Origin of the sequence: Desulfosporosinus metallidurans (assembly GCF_001936615.1) — a bacterium.
In the GTDB taxonomy this organism is placed as follows: domain Bacteria; phylum Bacillota; class Desulfitobacteriia; order Desulfitobacteriales; family Desulfitobacteriaceae; genus Desulfosporosinus; species Desulfosporosinus metallidurans.
This window is the reverse complement of record NZ_MLBF01000004.1, coordinates 154,450-173,453: the sequence shown is the minus strand read 5'-3', so window position 1 is coordinate 173,453 and position 19,004 is coordinate 154,450. Positions and strand designations below refer to the sequence as shown.

The window sequence follows — 19,004 nt, the reverse complement described above, 5'->3', positions numbered from 1 at the left end:
TTGAGGAGCAAACTTTCTATAGTAACAACAAAAGGGGGATAGGTTATGTCGGAAACTATACTGGAGAAGACAGAAGGTCGGGTAAGCTATCATGATTCCGTGGAAGAGATGTTAATCCGAATTCGAGAAGACGGGATGTCCAATGTCTTTGATCGATGGACGCAACAGGAAAAGATTCGCTGTAAATTTTGCTTACAAGGTTTAAGCTGTCAACAGTGTTCCCAGGGGCCCTGCCGGATTAGTGAGAAGAGTGGTCAGGATAAAGGGGTCTGCGGAATCGGGCCAGATGCAATGGCTATGAGGAAATTGCTTTTGCAAAATATTATGGGAGCAGGAACTTATAGCCATCATGCCTATGAGGCTTTCAGAACGTTGCGGGCGACTGGAGAAGGAAAGACTCCCTTTAAAATTACCGATCTCAACAAGCTCAAATGGATGTGTGAAATGCTTGGAATCAAGGAAAATCAGGATGTTAACCAGATGGCCATTCAATTGGCGGATCTTCTCAATGATCAAATGAATATTGGAACGGAAGAGCCGAATCTCATGGTCGAAGCCTTTGCTCCGAAGAAACGGAAAAAGGTCTGGAAGGACTTACATATCTATCCGGCTGGCGTGGTTCATGAAGAACAGAATTCCGTGGCGAGTTGTTTGACCAATGTTGATGGAGATTATGTTTCTTTAGCACTTAAGGCCTTGCGTTTGGGGTTGGCCACGATCTATAACGCTCAGATTGGGCTGGAAATGGTCCAAGATATTTTGTTTGGCACGCCTCAGCCTCACGAAGTCAATGTCGATCTAGGGATTATGGATCCTGATTATATTAATATCGTGTTCAACGGGCACCAACCTTGGGCTGGCGCTGCAGCCATTGAAAAGGCTAGAATGCCTGAGATTCAGGCTAGGGCCAAAGCGGCTGGAGCAAAAGGACTTAGAATCGTCGGTTCCATTGAAACGGGGCAAGAGTTACTCCAGAGATTTGAAGTGGACGATGTTTTTGTTGGCCTAATGGGAAATTGGCTGGCGATTGAGCCCCTACTAGCGACAGGTACAGTGGACGTCATGGCCATGGAAGAGAATTGTTCTCCTCCCGCTATTGACATGTATGCGGAAAAGTATCAAATTACCCTGGTGAGTGTCAGCACGATTATCGGAGTTCCGGGACTCCAGCATAAAATGGCCTATCATCCCGGTGAAGTTGAAGGAATGGTGGATCAACTGATCAATTTGGGCATTGAAAACTTCAAAAAGCGGCATGGAAAGATTACTTCGCAAGTTCCTAGAATCACCCAGAAGGCGATCGCGGGTTTTTCGACAGAAGCCGTTCTGGGGGTACTAGGCAATAAGCTGGATCCACTCGTTGATGTTATAGCAGCCGGCAAGATTAAAGGGGTAGTTGCTTTAGCGAACTGTTCCACCTTAAGAAATGGGCCGCAGGACTGGAACACGGTGAACCTGACGAAGGAACTGATCAAAAAGGACATCTTGGTCGTGGCTGGTGGCTGTGGCAACCATGCTTTGGAAGTGGCGGGCCTTTGTAATCTAGAGGCCATTAATATGGCTGGCAAAGGTTTGGCTGAAGTATGCGGTGCCTTGAAAATTCCACCTGTCTTAAGTTTTGGCACGTGTACGGATACGGGCAGGATCTCCATGCTTGTAACGGCGCTAGCGGATCATCTGGATGTGGATATCCCTCAATTACCGATTGCCGTAACTGCTCCCGAATGGATGGAGCAAAAAGCCACGATTGATGGGGTTTTTGCGGTAGCGTATGGAGCATACACACATCTGTCTCCGACTCCCTTTGTCACGGGTGCACCTCAACTGGTGAAGCTCTTGACCCAAGACGTGGAAGGATTGACAGGAGGAAAAATCGCTCTTGGAGATGATCCTGTGGAAGTTGCTAATGGTATCGAAGCTCATATTATGCTTAAGAGAAAAGGACTAGGACTGAGCTAGGGAAGCAAGGGGACGGTTCTCGTGCTTCCTTCGTGAAACAAAATGTTTCACGGAGAAGGCACAGGGGAGCACGGGGAACGGAAGCAGAAGAACCGTCCCCGTGCTTCCGTGAAACGAAATGTTTCACGGAGAAGGCACAGGGGAGCGCAGGGACGGAAGCAGAAGAACCGTCCCTGTGCTTCCTTAAATTTCGACAAGAAATATTTAAAGTTACTTAATTAATTTAATTTAATAGATTATAATAGAATTAGAAGATAGAGGAGGGAAGGGCCATGACTGAATTGCGTTATAACCCGTTGTTAGGGGATTGGACGATGGTGGCTACTCACAGGCAAAATCGACCGAATATGCCGAAGGAGGGATGTCCTTTTTGTCCGGGTTCGGGTAAGGTTCCCGAACATTATGATGTTCTTAAATATGATAACGATTTTCCGGCACTGATGTCTGATCCACCCGAGGCGGATCCCGTAGGGTCTTCCTTATATAAAACTGCGAAAGCCTATGGAAAATGTGAGGTAATCCTCTATTCCCCCAATCATACCACGACACTTCCAGAGCTTTCTGTAGAGCATCTGGAAAAATTAGTTGATTTGTGGACGGAGCGGTTTGTGGCCCTGAGTCAGGAGCCGAACCATGAATATATTATGATTTTCGAGAATCGAGGGGAAGAGTGTGGCGTGACAATGCCTCATCCGCATGGTCAGATTTATGCTTATTCTTGGATTCCATTAAAAATCCGCACGGAACTCGAGAATTGCCATACTTATTACACCTCGCACGGATCATGTTTAATTTGTGACATGAATCAAGCAGAATTAGAGTTTCAGAAGCGTGTAATTCATGAAAATGAGCATTTTTTAGCGTATATACCGTTCTTTACGGATTACCCATACGGGTTATTTATCGTTAGTAAAAACCATAAGACAGCTTTAAGTGATTTCACTCAGGAGGAAAGACGAAGTTTGGCTCTCATGCTAAAATGTATGACGGGTGCCATGGATACTTTGTTCCATAGGTTGTTTCCCTATATGATGGTCATTCATCAACGCCCAGTTCATGGGCAGACTGCGCAGGATTATTATCACTTTCATATTGAATTTTACACTCCCCTGAGAGATGAAGGAAAACTAAAATACTATGCTTCTTCTGAAATGGGTGCTTGGGCGCCGGCCAACCCGCAAGCGGTGGAAGAGACCTCTGACTATTTGCGCAAGGCGTTTCAAGATTATCTCACTAAAGAAGGGCGGATCAAAGAATGCCTGGACTAAACACACTTAGACAGACATTTGCCAAAGTCTTTGGCTATGGGGATCGCGGAGAGGAACTGAGAGTGTTCTTTGCCCCAGGCCGAGTCAATTTAATTGGTGAACACACAGATTTCACAGGAGGGTATGTGTTGCCTGCGGCGTTAACGTATGGAACCTGGGCGGTTGTTCATCCTCGTAAGGATCGAACGTTTCGTCTTGCTTCGACAAGTTTTGCTGGGAAGGTAGAGATCGACGCGGATAAGGTTGTTTACCAGAAGGCTGACGGCTGGGCAAATTATCCGAAAGGTGTCTTCAGTGAATTTAATTGCTTGGGTTCGCGCTTATCTGGTTGCGATATTCTGTATGATGGGAATATCCCCAAAGGGGCTGGGTTGTCTTCTTCCGCTTCTCTAGAAATGGTAACTGCAACTGCTCTTAATCACGTGGAATCTCTCGATTATTCTTTAATTGAACTGACAAAGCTGGCTCAGCGTGCCGAAAATCAATTTGTCGGGGTTAATTGTGGGATTATGGATCAATTTGCTTCAGGGATGGGGCAGGCGGGTAACGCTGTGCTCTTGAAATGTGACACCTTGGATTATCGCTATGTTCCGCTGGCCTTGGGAGACTATCAACTTGTCATCACCAACTCCAATAAACAGCGAAGTTTGACAGACTCAAAGTATAATCAAAGAAGGCAAGAGTGCGAGGAAGGGGTTCATATTATTCAGAAACACCTTTCTGGGGTTGTTAGCTTGGGTAATGTTTCGCTCGATCAATGGCAAGAAGTACAGAAGTATGTAACGTCACCAGAGGTCTATAAACGTTTAGACCATGTGATCCATGAAAACGACCGTACTCTAGCTTCAACTATTGCTTTAGAAGCAGGGAATATCCAGGATTTTGGTCAGTATATGATCCAATCCCACGAGTCTCTGCGGGATCTCTTTGAAGTGACAGGTCCGGAATTAGACACACTCTTCGAAGAGGCACGTCAGGTCGAGGGATGCCTGGGGACGAGAATGACTGGAGCTGGTTTTGGCGGATGTACCGTGAGTTTGGTTCATACAGAGGCTGTTAACGATTTCGAAACTCAGGTGACTGTAGGATATAGGGGCAAGACTGGGCTGACTCCGACATTTTATCATTGCGATAGTGGGGATGGAGCCCGTGAACTAAAGGGGTTTGCAAAATGACGACGATTGAAGATAAGATAGCAATGATTAGAAAGCTTATGTTAGAGAGGGATTTGGACGGGGTACTTCTTCGAAAGCGCCGAAGTTTTTCTTGGTTGACCAATGGAAAGTCGAACTATATCGTGACTAATACAGAGCTTGGGGTCGCGGATTTGCTCATCCTGAAAGACCGAGTTTATTGTGTTACGACCAAGATGGAGTTTGCCCGGATACAAGAGGAAGAGTTGACGGACCTGGAGTGTGAGTGGATAACACCAGAGTGGTATGAGGGCCACGATGGAGCGATTAGCTCTTTATGTCAAGGGAAAACGATAGGGATGGATGTCTGTCCTCAGACTATTCCGCATACGTTAGGGATCGATTTGAGTAAAGAATTAGCTGAACTAACTTACGTGTTGAATGTAATTGAAATTGACCGTTACCGTTGGCTATCCAGGAGGGTTGCTCAAGCTTTGGAGTCGACATGTCGTAGGATTGAACCCGGCATGACCGAATTTGAGATTCAAGCGCTTCTCACTGTGAAGGTGGCAAGTTTGGGTATTCAGGCACAAGTGCTTTTAGTGGCTACGGATCGCCGGATTTATCAGTATCGCCACCCCATTCCCACAGTGAAGAAGCTGGAACGCTACGCGATGTTAGTTCTCTGTGGAGAAAAATGGGGTTTAGTGGCTAATGCGACTCGTTTTGTGCATTTTGGGGCGCTTCCGAAAGAACTTCAAGAAAATAAGCTAAAATTGGCAGAGATCGATTTGGCCTTCAATCTGGCTACTCGCCCGGGCGTACCTATTAAGGAGGTTTTTCGGCAGGGGATAGAGGCTTATCAGAAATGGGGTCATGCAGAGGATTGGCGTTATCTTCATCAAGGTGGACCGACTGGGTATGCTTCACGGGAGTTTTTAGCGAACTTGGACAGTGCGGGTGACGTGCAGTGTCATCAGGCTTTTGCCTGGAACCCATCCCTCAAAGGATTAAAATCCGAGGACACCCTCTTGGTCACAGAACATGGTCCAGAATTTCTCACTCATACTGGGGAATGGGAGTATATCCAGATTGAAAAGAATGGGCATATTTATTTTAGACCCGATATCCTCATATGCTAAATAGTAAATCCCTGATTGGGGAGAGGGGGAGTGAAACGGTGAGTGAATCGATTCCTGTGGGAAGCTTCCAGGGAATGAAATCGTTGAATAAATCGGCGATTCTCAATGTTGTAAGACAGTATGGTCCGATCTCTCGAGCGAAAATTGCCAAGTTGACAAAGTTAACTCCTCCCACGGTGACCAATCTAGTGGGCGAATTGATTGAGTCCCACCTTGTAGTGGAAAGCACTTTAGGTGAATCGACGGGCGGGAGAAAACCAATTCTACTGCGCATCAACTCGTCGGCATTCTGCGTTATCGGTGTGTATGCCGGGGCAAAAAGGGTAAAGGCTGTGACAGCGCACCTCGATGGTAAAGTTGTGCAGCAGGTGGAAATGAAGTATTCGGATAACCAGACGAGCGAGCAATTTTTGTTGACCTTGGAAAGCGCCGTGGAGAAGGTTATGCAAAGTACCCTTCCGATCCAGGAGTCGTTTTTAGGAATCGGCGTTGGTATGCACGGTCTCGTCGATCCCGAGCAAGGACTCTCTTTGTTCGCCCCTCATCTTAATTTGCGTCATATTCCCATCAAAGCTGCACTGGAAAAAAGGTTCAAGTTGCCCGTCGAAGTGGAAAATGATGTTCGGGCTCAAGCTTTAGGTGAAAGCTGGTTTGGCAAAGGGGCTGGAATTTCGAACTTTATCTGCGTCCATGTCGGCACAGGGGTCGGAGCAGGTATTATTATTGATAATAAGCTCTATCGGGGTACGTCTTTTACAGCTGGTGAAATTGGCCATACAACGATCGACAGTAATGGACCGAGGTGCAGTTGTGGGAATTATGGTTGCCTTGAGACGATGGTCGGAGGGGCGGCACTTGCTCGCAGAGCTCAGCAGGCCATTCGTTATGGAAAAGAGTCCATGATTGAGGAATGGGTAGCTGGAGATATAGAAAAGATTGATGGAGAAATGCTGTGTCGAGCTGCTAAGCTCGGTGATCCAGTGGCTATTGAAGTTTTAGCGGACACGGGGCGTTATCTTGGAATTGGGCTTGCCAATCTCATCAACACCTTAAATCCTGCCTTGATTATTTTGAGCGGTGGAGTTTCGAGGGCTGAACATTTTATTCTGAAACCGCTACTTAAAACTCTCGAAAAGCGCACGTTAACAAAGCCGGCGGATGCAGTCACGATTGCTATATCAGAATTGGGAGAGAATGCAATTGCCATCGGTGGATTTACTTTAGTGTTAAATAAACTGTTTACCCCAGCTGGACTGGGGGATGCCGTGGAGATTATCTGAGGTATGGGGTTAGCAATAAAGGGGATATAATTAATCTTGAAATTTTATCAAGGTGGTGCGCTGGAAATTGGCGAACGAAACGGGGCTGTAACAAACTAGAAAGAGTTTTGTTACAGCCCCGTTATTCTCAGAGGTAAATGAGCGTTAGCAGGGTTTATTTCTTTGTGAGATACTTTCTGATGTCAAAAGCCACGGCTGCAACAATAATTAATCCTTTGATAATTAATTGCCAGTAGGGGTTTACTCCTATATACGTGAGTCCATAGTTGATAACTCCGAAGATCAGAACCCCGACGAGGACACCTGGTACGGTACCAATTCCTCCGGCAGTTGATACTCCACCGACGACACAGGCTGCAATGGCATCCAATTCGTACATATTGCCGTAGTTACTCGTGGCTCCACCTGTCCTGGCAGCTTCCATGACTCCTGCTAGACCGTAAAGCGCTCCGGCAGCAGCATACACGTAAAGTAGGACGCGCTTGACGTTAATTCCAGAAACAACAGCGGCTTGGACATTACCTCCAATCGCGTACATGCTTTTTCCTAGGCGGGTCTTGTTGAAGATAACCCAAACGAGCGCAGCGACTATGAGCGCAATAATGACGATGTAGGGGAGGGAATAAACGCCGTTTCCGATATAACCGCTACCTAGGGTTGTTGTGAAATCCGGTCGAAGTCCACCAATTGGCTGAGATTGGTTAGGTTTCATATCGAAGTAAAGTGAGTTAAGACCTAAAACGGCGACCATTGAACCTAAAGTTGCGATAAAGGGAGGGACGCTGAATCTAGAGACAATAACCCCATTGATCAGGCCCACAAGAAGTCCAGCAAAAATTGCAATCAAGACGGGTACCCATAAGGGCAAATCCGGTAGACCTGGATAAAACCGATGAGAGTATTCCTGAATTTGAAGCATGGACGCCGACAATACAGCAGCAAATCCTACCATGCGGCCTGCAGAAAGATCGACACCGCCCGTGATCAAAACAAAAGCCGCCCCTAACGCAATGATGGCCCGAGTCGAAGATTGTAATAAAATATCCCGCAAACTATTAATAGACCAAAAACTCGAATCGATAGCCGTGATTCCTAAAATTAGAATAATTAGGACAAAATAGATTGCGTATTGAAAAAAGAAACTACCTGCTCTATTGGCACTAGTATCATTACTTGCTTTCATTCAAGAGACCTCCAGTCAAACCATAAACTTTGTTGCGAGGTGCATAATGTCTTCTTCGGTTCGGTGGTTTCCTTCCAGAATACCGGACAGACGGCCTTCACACATGACCATGATCCGGTCAGACATACCGATAAGTTCGGGCATTTCAGAGGAGATCATGATAATGCTTTTCCCTTGTTGAACCAAGTCGGCGATGATGGAATAAATTTCGAATTTTGCTCCTACGTCGATTCCTCGAGTCGGTTCATCCAGCATGAGGATTTCTGGTTCAGTAAGGAGCCACCTCGCAATCAACACTTTTTGCTGATTTCCACCAGAGAGGTTTTTGATCTGAGTTCTAGAGGAAGGGGTTTTAATATGCATTTGTTCAATGCTTTGCTCCACATCCTGCCTCATCGGTTGCTGTTTTAGGAGAAAATAAGGACTAATGTACCGGTTCATATTGGCCATGACTGTGTTTTCCACAATCGGGAGAACTGGGAAAATTCCTGTCGCCCGACGCTCTTCTGTGAGTAAGGCAATTTTGTACTTCTTAGCATCCATGGGGGATTTAATTTTCACTTGTTTGCCCTTAATGATGATCTTACCTGAGGATACAGTTCTCAAGCCGAAGAGGGCTTCAATAAGTTCCGTTCGTTGGGCCCCCACAAGTCCCCCGATTCCTAAAATCTCCCCTTGACGCAGATCGAAGGAGATATCCTTAAACGCTTTGGGAAATGGAGAGGTTAACCCCTCCACTCTTAGGACGGTTTCTCCTGGGGAGTTATGACGTTCAGGAAATCGCTGAGTGAGATCACGCCCCACCATCTTAGAAATGATTAAGTTGGTCGTAAGTTCAGAAGCCAGCCATGAGCCGATGCGTTTACCATCGCGCATGATGGTTACTTCATCAGAGATTTCTAGGATTTCTTCAATTTTATGAGAAATGTAAATAATCGAAACTCCTCGGCTTCTTAAAGAACGTATAATTTTAAAGAGTTGCTCCACTTCAGTCCCCGTTAAGGAGGAGGTGGGTTCATCCATCACGATCACTTTTGCTTGATAAGATACTGCTTTAGCTATCTCAATCGATTGTATTTTGGACACAGATAAGGATCCGACAAGGACATGAGGATCTAGATCCATGCCAAGGTCTTTAAATAAAGCGATTGAATCTTGATACATGCGTTTGTCATCAATCAATTTGATGGGTCCGACACTTTTGAGAGGAAAACGACCAAGCCAGAGGTTTTCCATAACGTTACGGCGCGGTACAGGATGGAGTTCTTGGTGAATCATGGAGATGCCCTGATCGAGCGCAGCTCTTGAATTGTTGATTTCAATTTTTTGACCGTTTAAGAGGATCTCACCAGCGTCAGGTTTATAGATTCCGAAAAGACATTTCATAAGTGTCGATTTTCCTGCACCGTTTTCCCCCATGAGGGAGTGCACTGTACCAGGACGTACCTGCAAGGTGACATTGTCTAGCGCCTTTACGCCAGGAAAATCCTTAGAAACCTTGTTCATTTCCAGTATGAATTCATTTTCAGGCATTTTGACGCCTCCTGTGATCAGTGCTTTTCTAAAAAGAGTGTCGTTTTCTTTATGCATGTTTTAAACTAAAGAATTCAAAAAGCAAGGGGGAAACGAAAACATTGCCCCCTTGCTTCATTCACTGTAAGCACTTAAGTCAATAGGTATTCGAAAGGAGCGGTTATTGGGCTTCAGCCATATTGGCTTTGGTAATTTTCTTGTAGGGAACCCAAACATATTTGCCGTCTGTAATGTCATAACCAGTATTATCTTTGCTCGGAGCTAATCCTTTAGCTAAGGTGACAGCTAGATTCAACGTCGCTGTACCTTGATTTTTAGCATCATTGAGAACAGTACCTAAAAGAGTACCGTCTTTCAAGGCTTGGAGACCAGGGGCGGTGGCGTCTACCCCGACGACAGGCATGTATTTGTTATTGGCAAAGTAACCTTTAGCTTTTAAGGCTTCAATAGCACCTAAAGCCATGTCATCGTTATTAGCAAGAACAGCTTCAATCTTATCCCCTTGCGCTCCTAAGAAAGCAGCCATTTTGTCTTGAGCCTTGGAACGATCCCACATAGCGGTATCTTGAGCAAGAATGTTTACTTTAATACCGGCATCTTGAATTGCCTTGACGGAATACTTCGTGCGGGCAATGGCATCTTGGTGTCCAGGTTCGCCCTGTAAAATAACAACATCCATAGTGCCATCCTTGTTCTTGTCCATTTCAGGATGGGTTTTCCAATAATCGACTAGGATTTGCCCTTGCATGATGCCGGATTCTTCTGCTTTAGCACCTACATAATAGACTTTGTCCCATTTCTGCATATCACTGGCCAATGGCTCGCGGTTAAAAAAGACAACGGGTGTCTTAGCAGTCTTGGCTTTGTCGATGATTACCCCAGCAGCAGTGAGGTCCACGGGATTGATCGCCAGAGCGGTGACCTTTTTATTGATGAAGAGGTCAACCTTATCATTTTGGGTAGGCTGCGAGTTTTGACTATCCACAATATCGACGGTTGCTTTGCCCTGAGCTGCAGTGGAGATGGCGTTGCGAACACCTGTCATAAAGGTGTCATCAAATTTGTAAATAGCAACACCAATGGTAGGCTGTTTTGCTGCGGAGCTTGATGAACCGGAACTGGAACTAGGGGTTGGACTTGTGCTAGCACCGCATCCTGCTAAGAAAAGCATAGCTCCGGCGATCACAACTGGAAGAAGTTTTTTCATGGGTGATCCTCCCTTTTTTAGTATAGATTTTTCACGGCCAGTAACTTAATAAATTTAATTTCTTAAGTACATTATAGGGTTCTGTATTCTGAATAGTCAAGGATTTTCTTTTAATGGCAGAGGGTCCATTGATGCTCATGAACAGTGGCATCGGCTGCCTTTGACCTTACGGTAGTATATCCAATGTGTATTTTCGATGAATCAACCAAGCTGCACCCGTCACCCCGGCCTGGTTCCCCAGCTTAGCCGGAACAATGGAGGTATTTTCTGCTACTCTTGGCAGAATCGCATTATTAAAGGCCTGGATCAGGGGATCAAAAAGAATCTTGCCTGCAAGTGCAACTCCTCCGCCAATCACAATAATCTCAGGATTTAACAGATAGCACATTTGAGCTAAGGTACTTCCCAAGATGCAGCCAACTTTTGTGATTATCTCTTTGCATATCGAATCACCTTGTCGGGCCAATTGTACCACTGATTTGGCTGTAATCGTTCCCGTTCTGTCATATTCTTCTTTCAATGGTCCGGTTGACATCCCCTTCACTTGTTCCAGGGCATCCAACACAATGGCGGTTGCCGACGCTTCAGTTTCCAAACAACCCTTTCTGCCACAATTACAACTGCGTCCACCTTGATGCATTACGGTCATATGCCCTACTTCTCCCGCACTTCCATTAGCGCCGTGATAAATATCACCATTGATAATTACGCCACCACCGATTCCGGTGCCCAGTGTCAGGCAGATTAAATGTGAAGCTCCTTTTCCAGCTCCATTCCACATTTCGCCGAGGGCAGCTGCATTGGCGTCATTCTCAACCATAATCGGCACCCGCCACATTCTCTCTAGATCTTCTTTCAAAGGCACATGGTCCCAGCCAAGGTTAACGGCCTCAATCACAATACCTTTTTGCTGATCGAGAAAGGCAGGAACACCAACCCCTACGCCTATAATATTTTCCCAACCATAGGGACCTTTGCGCAAAAGTTGTTCAGCCATTTGAGAGAAGACAGCTAATACCTGATGGTATCCTGCTTTGACTGGTGTTGGGTTTTGTAGAGTATGGAGAATATTGCCCAGTTGATCTACAAGGCCCATCTTGATGGAAGTTCCCCCTAGGTCGATGCCAATATAAACTGACGGTTTCATACTGCTTGCCCCCTATTCCTTTAACACTTACAAATATGATTGAGCCGTAAAAATAGAATATCAATTTGACTAGACTTCAATATATTATCATTAAAATATTGAAGTCACTATAGTGGATTTATTCATAGTGATTCCTCTACCAGTAACTCGATGACGACCCTGATATTCCCATAAGGGAAGCAAGGGGACTCCTGCTTCCTTGCAGCGTGATTTTGACGATACTGGTTAAACGAGGTGAATTGTTACGTAAGAAAAGTGCAGAAAAGACGAAGGGAAGCACAGGAACCGTCCCTGTGCTTCCCTTCGTCTTTTCTGCGTTTCTTTAGGGCCTTAATCGCTTGGAAATGTGCTTCCGTAATTTATAGGCAAGATGCTTTAGGGTATGGAGGGTATTCAATGAAGAGGTTGGGACATGATTTTGACCTGGAGTGTGGTAAGGAAATTGGGAGTTGGATTTGAGCGTGTGACGGACGACAAAGTAAATTCCTGCCGTAATAATTATCAGGCTAAGTCCTAAGATAAAGGAAGCCCTTTGGTCGGGAATCGCAAAAGCGGAGACGAAAACTCCAGCAAAAAACAGGGTAACAAGGAGATTACTTACTGGGTACCCTGGGACATGGGACGTGTGGTCAGGATGGTTTACAACTAACTTCGGACGCAAGCGCCAGTGAGCGAGACTTATCGTCAAGACGTTGACGAGGGAGAGGAGACCGCTTGCTCCTGTGACGAGAAGGTAGAGCTTGTTGGGGATTATGTAAGAGAGAAAAGCGATGCCTATAAGGAAGGCGTTCGTGAATAGGAGTGCGCGGCGTGGGACTGCTTTCTGACTAACCTGACGGAAGAAACGTGGTGCTTCGCCTTGCTGGGCGAGAGCATTTAACATACGGGACGTTCCATACATGCTGGCACTCATCGCTGATAACGTTGCCGTTAAAATAACGAAGTTCATAAGAGTTTGGACGGCAGAAATTCGGTAAGGTAACAGGGAACTGACATAGGGACTTGTGCTGGCATTGTAAGTGGTCCAAGGGTGAAGCAGGAGGAGGAGAAGGACAGAAATGACATAGAAGGATGTCACCAATCCTGAGGTGGCCAATACAACCTTAGGCACCGTTCGTCCGGGGTTGTCGGATTCCGTGATGGCGAGTCCGACTACAGAAGTTCCTGAATAGGCGTAAAATACAAGTAAGAGAGAGCCCGCGAAGCCGGACAAACCATGGGGAAGAAATGGAGTATTAGTGATGTTACGCCAGCCAGGAGCGGTTCCGAACAGGGGCAAAAACACAAGAACGATTGCTATAAGGATAAAGCCTGCGAGGGCAATAATTTTGACGATCGCCAGATCAGATTCCAATTTTCCAAAACCACGCGGATCGGAAAGATTGACCATCGTCAGTGCAACAGAGTAGATGAGCATGAAAGCCCAAAGAGGAATCCCTGGTAACCACACGGCACTGAAAATACCAGCGGCAGTAGCCTCACTGGACATGACGAGAATTCCTGAGATCCAGTAAAGCCATCCGATAACAAACCCGGCTCCCGGTCCAAACGCTTTGGCAGCGTAAGTTTGAAATGAACCTTTTTCTGGGTCAAGCAACGAAAGTTCGGCCAAAAAGGATAAATTAAAATACATTAAGATCCCCATAAGGGCATAGGCAATAATAATTGAAGGACCAGCAAGTTGGATGGTTAAGCCGACTCCAAGGAACATTCCTGCTCCGATAATGCTCCCTAAGGCTAACATGGTCAAGGAAAAGGCCGACATTTTTGAAGATTTAGCTTGAGCCGAGTCATCGTATGCCAAATTTAATGCTTCCTTTCTTAAACTATAATTTCGTTTGGTTTTATCAGTATTTGCAACCGACCTAGATGCTATGCTTTTTCGAAGGTTGTCCCTGCGCTTCCGCTTCTCTGTTGTGTTATAATAGTTCATAAAAGGTGGGAACAGAATGACCAGGTCATCTCTGACCAAAAAAGCGCTGGCAACCTCTTTAAAGCGCTTAATGGAAAAGGTCCCTTTGAACAAAGTTACAGTTCAAGAAATTGTGGATGATTGCGAACTTAATCGGCAAACGTTTTATTATCATTTTCAAGATATCTTTGATTTATTGGGTTGGATCTATAAAACAGAAGCGGTTGAGAGTATAGCTGACTACAAGACTTATACGACCTGGGAGGATGGTTTTTTAAAGATCTTCCTTTATATCGAGAAGAACAAGGCCTTTTGTCTCAATACGCTGAATTCTTTAGGGAGAGATCACCTAGACTCCTTTCTTCATTCGATTGCGTTTGAATTGCTTATTGGAGTGGTCAATGAGGTATCTCAAGATATGAACGTCAAAGACGAGGATAAAAAGTTCATGGCTGATTTCTATACACTGGCATTTATAGGTTTGGTGATTCAATGGATGAAAACAGAGATGAAGGAAAAACCTGAAGTCATTATTAAAAAGCTAAGTGAGCTGGTGGAGGGAAATTTCGTCAGTGCACTGCAAAGATATGAAAAAAAGCAGTAACAACCGGGACGTTGTTACTGCTTTTTTTTATACGATTCTTAGGCGATGTAACGATTTTAAACATCTCGGCAATATTGTTCATAGTCTTTTGAACCTTAAAACAGTATAAATAAAGTGTCAGTTCTCACTGAGGAGCGCAGACAGAAAAAGCTGGAGGAGATTATGATGAAGAAAGACTATGAAAACAAGCAAGTCTATTTTATCGGTGGTGGATTAGCTTCCCTCGCTGGTGCGGTTTATCTGATTAGAGATTGTGATTTCCCTGGAAAGGCTATTCATATTATCGAAGAAATGACTATCGGGGGGAGCAACGATGGGGCTGGCAATCCAGAACAGGGATATGTGATTCGCGGCGGAAGAATGCTTAATGATGAAGCTTATGAAAATACTTGGGAATTATTGAGTACTATACCCTCCTTAAACGATCCAGACAAATCTGTGAGAACTGAAATTAGGGAATTCGATACGGCACATCCGACCCATGCTAAGGCAAGACTGGTCAATAAGAATGCCGAGATTGAAGACGTTATGTCGATGGGATTTGATCTCAGTGATCGCCTGGCTATGGCCAAACTCATCATCACCCCAGAGGAAAAGATGGGTAAAGCGAGAATCAATGATTGGTTCGGAGCACATTTCTTTGAGACGAACTTCTGGTATATGTGGGCAACCACTTTTGCTTTCCAACCTTGGCACAGTGCGGTTGAATTCAAACGATATATGATCCGCTTCATGCATGAATTCCCTAGAATTCAGACTCTGGAAGGAGTTACAAGAACCCCATACAATCAGTATGATTCCATCATTCTTCCCTTAAAGAAATATTTGGATCAATACGATGTTGATTTTAAGATGAAGTGCACGGTGAACGATTTGTACTTTAAAAATTCGGAGGATATCACCGTTACAGCCATTCATTATACTCGAGAAGATGCTCAAGGTGTGATAGAGATCCAGGAAGGGGATCGTGTCATCATCACCAATGGTTCCATGACGGATGGTTATAGTCTGGGTTCCATGACTAAAGCGCCTGTTCTGAAGGGTAAGGGTAACTCCTGGAAATTGTGGGATAAGATTGCGAAGAAAAAGTCGGGCCTGGGAAATCCATCTTCTTTTGATGACGATATCGACGGCTCCAAGTGGGAATCCTTCACGGTCACTTGTCAGGATTCAAGATTCTTCGATTTGATGGAAAAGTTTTCACGTAATAAAGCGGGCTCGGGAGCACTTGTTACCTTTAAAGATTCAAGTTGGTTTATGTCCATCGTGCTGGCGCATCAACCTCACTTCCTTAACCAGCCTGAAAATGTCAATGTCTTCTGGGGGTATGGATTGTATCCTGACAAGGTAGGTGATTATGTCAAGAAGAGAATGAGTGATTGCACAGGGGAAGAGATCTTGACGGAGTTGTTAGGTCATCTGAATTTTGAGAATGATCGGGAGGCGATTCTGAAATCAGCCAACTGCATTCCCTGTATGATGCCTTTTATTACGTCCCAATTTATGCCCAGATCGCTTGGCGACAGACCGCAAATCATTCCGGAAGGATCGACCAATCTAGCCTTCGTCGGCCAGTTCTGCGAAATTCCAGATGATGTTGTCTTTACTGAAGAATACTCTGTGCGCGCGGCAAGAATTGCGGTCTACAAACTTTTTGGCATCAACAAAGAAATTACCCCCATCAATCAGTATCAATACGATATCAGAACGTTGTTTAGTGCGTTTATAACATCCTACCGATAAAACCAAGGGGAAGCAGGAGAACCGTCCCCCTGCTTCCCTAGCGGGCGCCTAGGTCATAGGGAGTTTCTTGGTAGACGTAGTAATTCAACCAGTTTTGGAAGAGCAAGTTTGTATGGGAGCGCCACTTATGGACGGGGGTTTGAGTGGGGTCGTTGTTGGGGAAATAGTCTTTAGGCAGAGCAATGGAAAGTCCTTTGGCGAGGTCGCGATCGTATTCTTCTTTTAGGGTGAGGGTATCGTACTCTGAATGGCCCGTTACAAATACTTGACGGCCGTCTTTCGACACCACGATGTAAATTCCTGCTTCGTCAGATTCGGATAGTATTTCTAACTCAGGGTGTTGTTCTAGGTCGCTGCGTTTGATTTCCGTGTGGCGGGAGTGGGGAACGTAGAATTCGTCGTCAAAACCACGCAGGAGTTGCATGCCGTTTAAGCCGCGCTTATTGACATCGTGTTTAAAGATACCAAACATTTTTTCACCAAGAGAATATTTTGGGACACCGTAATGGTGATACAGCCCGGCTTGGGCTCCCCAGCAGATGTGGAGGGTAGAGGTTACGTTAGTTTTTGTCCAGTCCATAATGGTTTTGAATTCTTCCCAGTAGGTGACTTCCTCAAATTCCAAGTGTTCTACGGGTGCTCCAGTAATGATCATGCCATCAAATTTTTGCTTTTTAATGTCATCAAAGCTTTTGTAAAAGGCATCCAAGTGCTCCCGAGAGGTATTTTTGGAAAGGTGACTTTCAATACGCAAGAGTACAATATCAACTTGCAAGGGGGAGTTCCCGAGTAGCCGTAAAAGCTGCGTTTCGGTGGTTTCTTTGCGCGGCATTAGATTGAGAATCACGATTTTCAACGGACGTATGTCTTGGTGAAAGGCACGCTCTTCCCCCATGACAAAGATGTTTTCTTGACTGAGTATTTCCATAGCCGGTAAATGTTCTGGTATTTTAATTGGCATGTATATAACTCTCCTTTTGTTGGAAGCAAAGGGACGGTTCTCTTGCTTCCTTAAAGCCGTAAACTTTAACGATACTGGTTTAAGCAAAAGTGAACTCGTTCAGCTAAAGCTGAGCATCGAGACTTCGGTGGGGGACTCTACCCATACCGAAGCAGAACATGGAACACCCACTTATAGAAGTGGGAGTCTTAAACGTGGATAAATTGTTACCAAGGGCGCTAGGGAAGAGGCGAAGGAACTTTACCTTTGCACCCTCAGTCTTGTGCTTCTCAAAGGGAAGCACAAGAACCGTCCCCCTGCTTCCTAGGCACGAAGGGCTTGATCTAAATCGTAGAGGAGGTCGTCGATGGTTTCCAAGCCGATGGAGAGGCGGATCATATCGGGGGATATCCCTGCAGCACGTTGAGATTCTTCATCGAGCTGTTGATGCGTTGTGCTTGACGGATGAATGACTAGGGATTTGGCATCCCCGACGTTTGCCAAATGAGAAAAGAGCTTAAGGCTGTTAATGAATTTTTCCCCTTCGACAAGACCACCTTTGACACCGAAGGTAAAGATTGCTCCCGCTCCTTTGGGTAAGTATTTCTGGGCGAGTGCGTGATAAGGGCTTTTGGCTAGGCTTGGATAGTTAACCCAAGTGACTAAGTTATGCTGGTCGAGAAATTCAGCTACTTTTTTGGCGTTTTCGACATGGCGTTCCATGCGCAGGGGGAGAGTTTCTAATCCTTGCAAAAACAAGAACGAGTTAAACGGTGAGAGTGCTGCCCCGGTGTCACGTAAAAGTGACACTCTTGCTTTGGTGATATAAGCAGCTTTGCCGCAGGCTTCTGTATAGACAATCCCATGGTAGCTGGGATCCGGTTGGCTGAGTCCTAGAAATTTGCCGTTGTTCCAGTCGAAGTTCCCTGAGTCGACTATGATGCCGCCAATTGAAGTACCGTGCCCGCCAATAAATTTGGTGGCAGAATGAACGACGACGTCGGCTCCGTGCTCAATAGGCCGGCATAAGTAGGGGGAGGCAAATGTGTTGTCAACGATCAGAGGAAGGCCGTTTTCATGTGCAATACTGGCAATCTTCTCTAGATCGGCAACATTGATTTGCGGATTGCCGATGGTTTCCGTATATAAGGCTTTTGTTTTATCCGTGATTTTGGAGCGGAATTCCTCGGGTTTGTCGACATCTACAAAGTGGACTTTGATCCCTAGCTTTGCAAAGGTATAGGCGAACAAGGTGTAAGTTCCACCGTAAAGGGAACCCGAGGCGACAATTTCGTCCCCAGCTTGAGCGATATTTAAAATAGCATACGTAATAGCTGCTTGGCCTGAGGCGGTGGCCAGTGCGCCTACGCCCCCTTCTAAGAGCGCGATGCGCTGTTCAAAAACGTCTTGAGTGGGGTTCATGATCCGGGAGTAAATATTGCCAGGCTCTTTTAGGGCAAATAGGTTAGCTGCATGGTTGGTGTCGTTGAAGACAAAGGATGAGGTTTGATAGATTGGCACGGCACAAGCATTGGTCGTGGGATCAGGGGTTTGCCCTCCGTGTAAAGAAACTGTTTCAAAACCGAGTTGACGTTCTTCAGTCATTAGTAATTCCTCCTAAAGTTAATTTTTTACCCTTACCGCATCGGGAAGCATAGGGACGGTTCTCCTGCTTCCTACATTTAATAACTAAATGGTTGAGCAAGATGAAGTGTTTAAAAGGTGAAGAGAGGGAAGCAAAAGAACCGTCCCCTTGCTTCCGGGGTAAATAAAAAAACGACCACTTCAAGAGAAGCGGTCGTTTTATGTTATTTAACACGCTACCCTCATCTCTCAGAACCTACGGTTCTGTTGGAATTAGCACCTTATAGCTTACGCTATCGGTTGCCGGGCATCATTGGGCCAGTCCCTCCGCCACTCTTGATAAGAGAAATTCAATATTTAGTTACCATA

14 protein-coding genes and 1 riboswitch are annotated in these 19,004 nt (G+C 45.5%); of the genes, 7 read left to right on the top strand and 7 right to left on the bottom strand.

Annotated elements, in window-relative coordinates:
• Nucleotides 1-45 precede the first annotated feature (45 nt).
• The 5 genes from cooS (at nt 46) to DSOL_RS04855 (ending at nt 6,782) form a co-directional block, all read left to right on the top strand.
• A complete protein-coding gene (gene cooS, locus DSOL_RS04875) occupies nt 46-1,959 on the top strand; it encodes an anaerobic carbon-monoxide dehydrogenase catalytic subunit (protein WP_075363744.1) in 1,914 nt (637 codons plus the stop codon).
• Nucleotides 1,960-2,231: 272 nt separating this feature from the next.
• On the top strand, nt 2,232-3,227 hold the full coding sequence (galT, locus tag DSOL_RS04870) for a galactose-1-phosphate uridylyltransferase (RefSeq protein ID WP_075363743.1): 996 nt from the start codon (nt 2,232-2,234) through the stop codon (nt 3,225-3,227).
• Nucleotides 3,215-4,402, top strand: coding sequence for a galactokinase (locus DSOL_RS04865; RefSeq protein WP_075363742.1), 1,188 nt, complete (start codon nt 3,215-3,217; stop codon nt 4,400-4,402). Before galT ends, DSOL_RS04865 begins: the two co-directional genes overlap by 13 nt.
• Nucleotides 4,399-5,502 (top strand): M24 family metallopeptidase, encoded by a 1,104-nt coding sequence (locus DSOL_RS04860; protein WP_075363741.1) that lies wholly within the window; start codon nt 4,399-4,401, stop codon nt 5,500-5,502. The genes DSOL_RS04865 and DSOL_RS04860 overlap by 4 nt, the downstream gene beginning before the upstream one ends.
• Nucleotides 5,503-5,540: 38 nt before the next feature.
• Nucleotides 5,541-6,782, top strand: coding sequence for an ROK family transcriptional regulator (locus DSOL_RS04855; protein ID WP_083642312.1), 1,242 nt, complete (start codon nt 5,541-5,543; stop codon nt 6,780-6,782).
• Nucleotides 6,783-6,936: 154 nt separating this feature from the next.
• On the opposite strand, the gene mglC is transcribed toward DSOL_RS04855, so the two are convergent.
• The 5 genes from mglC to DSOL_RS04830 all read right to left on the bottom strand — a co-directional run bounded on the left by mglC (nt 6,937) and on the right by DSOL_RS04830 (nt 13,656).
• Entirely contained in the window at nt 6,937-7,965 is a 1,029-nt protein-coding gene (mglC, locus tag DSOL_RS04850; protein ID WP_075363740.1) for a galactose/methyl galactoside ABC transporter permease MglC, read from the bottom strand.
• Between the two features lie 15 nt (nt 7,966-7,980).
• Nucleotides 7,981-9,498 carry a sugar ABC transporter ATP-binding protein gene (locus DSOL_RS04845; RefSeq protein ID WP_075363739.1) on the bottom strand — a complete coding sequence of 506 codons (1,518 nt, stop codon included), beginning with the start codon at nt 9,496-9,498 and terminating at the stop codon, nt 7,981-7,983.
• Nucleotides 9,499-9,658: 160 nt separating this feature from the next.
• The gene (locus DSOL_RS04840) at nt 9,659-10,705 is read right to left on the bottom strand and encodes a galactose ABC transporter substrate-binding protein (RefSeq protein ID WP_075363738.1); all 1,047 of its coding nucleotides are present in this window, start codon (nt 10,703-10,705) and stop codon (nt 9,659-9,661) included.
• A gap of 166 nt (nt 10,706-10,871) precedes the next feature.
• Nucleotides 10,872-11,852 (bottom strand): ROK family glucokinase, encoded by a 981-nt coding sequence (locus DSOL_RS04835; RefSeq protein WP_075363737.1) that lies wholly within the window; start codon nt 11,850-11,852, stop codon nt 10,872-10,874.
• Nucleotides 11,853-12,174: 322 nt separating this feature from the next.
• Complete coding sequence (locus DSOL_RS04830; protein WP_170871441.1) at nt 12,175-13,656, bottom strand: amino acid permease; 1,482 nt, start codon at nt 13,654-13,656, stop codon at nt 12,175-12,177.
• A 145-nt stretch (nt 13,657-13,801) separates the two neighbouring features.
• Between DSOL_RS04830 and dhaS the strand changes: the two genes are divergently transcribed.
• Both dhaS and DSOL_RS04820 read left to right on the top strand, forming a co-directional pair.
• Entirely contained in the window at nt 13,802-14,368 is a 567-nt protein-coding gene (gene dhaS, locus DSOL_RS04825) for a dihydroxyacetone kinase transcriptional activator DhaS (protein WP_075363735.1), read from the top strand.
• 114 nt (nt 14,369-14,482) lie between these two features.
• A complete protein-coding gene (locus DSOL_RS04820; RefSeq protein ID WP_282433524.1) occupies nt 14,483-16,111 on the top strand; it encodes an oleate hydratase in 1,629 nt (542 codons plus the stop codon).
• 37 nt (nt 16,112-16,148) lie between these two features.
• Here the strand turns inward: DSOL_RS04820 and metA are convergent, their stop codons facing one another.
• Both metA and DSOL_RS04805 read right to left on the bottom strand, forming a co-directional pair.
• The gene (gene metA, locus DSOL_RS04815) at nt 16,149-17,072 is read right to left on the bottom strand and encodes a homoserine O-acetyltransferase MetA (protein WP_075363734.1); all 924 of its coding nucleotides are present in this window, start codon (nt 17,070-17,072) and stop codon (nt 16,149-16,151) included.
• Nucleotides 17,073-17,375: 303 nt separating this feature from the next.
• The gene (locus DSOL_RS04805; protein ID WP_075363732.1) at nt 17,376-18,656 is read right to left on the bottom strand and encodes a homocysteine synthase; all 1,281 of its coding nucleotides are present in this window, start codon (nt 18,654-18,656) and stop codon (nt 17,376-17,378) included.
• A 218-nt stretch (nt 18,657-18,874) separates the two neighbouring features.
• Nucleotides 18,875-18,981, bottom strand: a riboswitch (SAM riboswitch).
• Nucleotides 18,982-19,004 lie beyond the last annotated feature (23 nt).